This window comes from Actinoplanes sp. NPDC049316 (assembly GCF_040677315.1).
In the GTDB taxonomy this organism is placed as follows: Bacteria; Actinomycetota; Actinomycetes; order Mycobacteriales; family Micromonosporaceae; genus Actinoplanes.
Genome location: NZ_JBFAQM010000063.1, coordinates 1 through 2,537, shown reverse-complemented (window position 1 = coordinate 2,537; position 2,537 = coordinate 1). Strand labels below are relative to the sequence as shown.

Sequence of the window (2,537 nt, the reverse complement as noted above, 5' to 3'; positions counted from 1 at the left end):
TGTCCGCGGCCAGTGAATGATCCCCATAGGCGGCCATTTACCGCCCCGCTGATGGCCAAGGTCCTCCCCGCGGACGGCCAGATACTTCCCCGCTGATCAACACCGGATGCCGGTCGGCGAGGGTCGGCGGCGTGAAGAGCGGCAGGGAGATCGTGGAAATCTTGGAGGCCTACGACCTCACGGGTAGTTACCGTGCGGCGGCCGAGCTGGCGGGGTGCGACCACCACACCGTTGCCCGGTATGTGAAGCTGCGGGCGGAGGGCCGTAGCCCCGAGGAGCGTGCGCAGCGGTCCCGGCCGATCGACGACTTTATGGACAAGATCGAAGAGCTGGTGGCCCGCTCGGGCGGCCGGATCCGTGCCGACGTGGTGCACCGGCGGATCACCGCGATGGGCTTCGCCGGCGGGGAACGCACCACCCGCCGGGCGGTCGCGGCGGTGAAGAAGTCCTGGCAGGCCGGTCAGCGGCGGGTGTTTCGGCCGTGGATTCCGGAGCCGGGGCTGTGGATGCAGTTCGACTGGGGCGAAGGTCCGCGGATCGGCGGCCGGCGGACCACGTTGTGGTGCGCTTGGCTGCCCTGGTCGCGGTTCCGGGTCGTGATCCCCGTTTTGGACAAGACCCTGCCGACGATCGTGGCTTGCCTGGACGCGACCCTGCGCCGGTTGGGCGGGGTGCCGGCCTACGTGCTCACCGACAACGAGAAGACCATCACGGTCGAGCACGTCGCGGACATCGCCGTCCGGAACCCGGAGATTGTGCAGGTCGCCCGGCACTACGGGATGACGATCCGCACCTGCGTCCCGGCCGATCCGCAGTCCAAGGGCGGCGCCGAGAACACCGTGAAGATCGCCAAGGCCGACCTGGTCCCGACGAGTGCGAACCTGCTCGATCAGTACCGCAAGTTCGCCGAGCTCGAGGCGGCCTGCCGCGACTTCACCGAGCAGGTCAACGACCGGATCCACCGCGACACCCGCCGCCGCCCGGCCGAAGCGCTGCTCGAAGAGCAGCAGCGGCTGCATCCGCTGCCCGCGCAGCCGTTCACGGTCGCGTTCGGCACCACCCGCCGGGTGAACTGGGACTGCACCATCTCCGTCGAAGGCGTGCGCTACTCGGTCCCGCACCACCTGGTCGACACGAGGGTCTGGGCCCGTTTCCACGGCGACGAACTGATCGTCACCGCCGTCACCGACACTGGCCCGGCCGAGGTCGCCCGCCACCAGCGGGCCCAGCCCGGCCGGCCGTCGATCATCGACGAGCACTACCCAGCCAGGACGCGCCAGGCCGACACCGACCAGCGGGTGCCGCGAGCCCGCACCGCTGACGAGGCCGCGTTCCTGGCCCTGGGGCCCGGTGCTGCGGCCTGGCTGGTCGAAGCCGCCGCCACCGGCGTTCGCGGGGTCCGCCGCAAGATGACCGAGGCCGTCGCCTTGGCGAAACTGCACGACCCGGCCGACGTCGACCGAGCCCTCGGCACCGCTGCCCTCGCGGGCCGGTTCGCCGACAACGACCTGCTGCGGTTGCTTGCCCACCAGCGCGGCGACGACGCCGCACCGACCCGGGCCAGCGAGACCCACAGCCTGCAACCAGGCACTTCTGCCTGGTCCACGTTCGGCACCACGACAGGAGAACAGTGACCATCACCCCGCTGCGGGTCACCGGCGCCGCCGGTGACCCCCTGGCCGAAGCGATCGAGCTCACCAAGCGGCTGAAACTGCCGCACCTGCGGCGGGCCATGGCCGACCTGGTTCCGACCGCGAAAGCACAACGCTGGGACCCCGCCGAGGTCGTCCGGGTGCTCCTCGCGGAGGAGGCCGCCGGCCGGGACCAGGCAAATCTGCGGACCCGCCGCAAACGCGCCGCGTTCCCGTCTGGCAAGACCTTCGGCGACTGGGACGAGGCGGCCTCGTCGATTCCGCGGCCGACTCAGGACGCGCTGCGCAGTCTGGAATGGGTGCAGCGCAAGGAGAACGTGTCGATCTGTGGTCCGTCGGGCACCGGCAAGAGCCACTTCTGCGAGGCCCTGGGCCAGGCCGCCGTCGAGGCCGGCATGACCGTCGCCTGGTTCACCATCGAGGACCTCGGCGTCATGGTCCGCCGGCACCGGCCCGACGACTCGGTCACCCGGGCGATGAGCCGGCTGATCCGCACCGACCTGATCATCATCGACGACATCGGCCTGCTGCCGGTCTCGCCGGATGCCGCTGAAGGCTTCTATCGCCTGGTCGATGCTGCTTACGAGCGGCGCAGCCTCGCGGTCAGCTCGAACCTGCACCCGTCCGGCTTTGACGAGATCATGCCGAAGACCTTGGCCACCGCCACGGTCGACCGGCTCCTGCACCACGCCCACGTCGTCGTGACCCAGGGTGACAGTTACCGGTTCAACCAAGCCACTGCCGGGCAAGGCGTCAAAGCCCTGCACTGAGCACAGCACCACCCCGCGGCGGGGAACTTATCTGGCCGCCAGCGGGGAGAAATCCGTGGCCGCCAGCGGGGACGACTACTGGCCGCCTCTGGGGCGAACTGATTGGCCATTGACA

The 2,537-nt window shown here is 70.0% G+C and carries 2 protein-coding genes; both read left to right on the top strand.

The window, feature by feature from the left end; translation table 11 throughout:
* Positions 1 to 131 precede the first annotated feature (131 nt).
* Positions 132 to 1,634, top strand: coding sequence for an IS21 family transposase (gene istA, locus AB0K03_RS41055; protein ID WP_364697585.1), 1,503 nt, complete (start codon positions 132 to 134; stop codon positions 1,632 to 1,634).
* Entirely contained in the window at positions 1,631 to 2,422 is a 792-nt protein-coding gene (gene istB / locus AB0K03_RS41050) for an IS21-like element helper ATPase IstB (protein WP_364697582.1), read from the top strand. The genes istA and istB overlap by 4 nt, the downstream gene beginning before the upstream one ends.
* Positions 2,423 to 2,537: the final 115 nt, after the last annotated feature.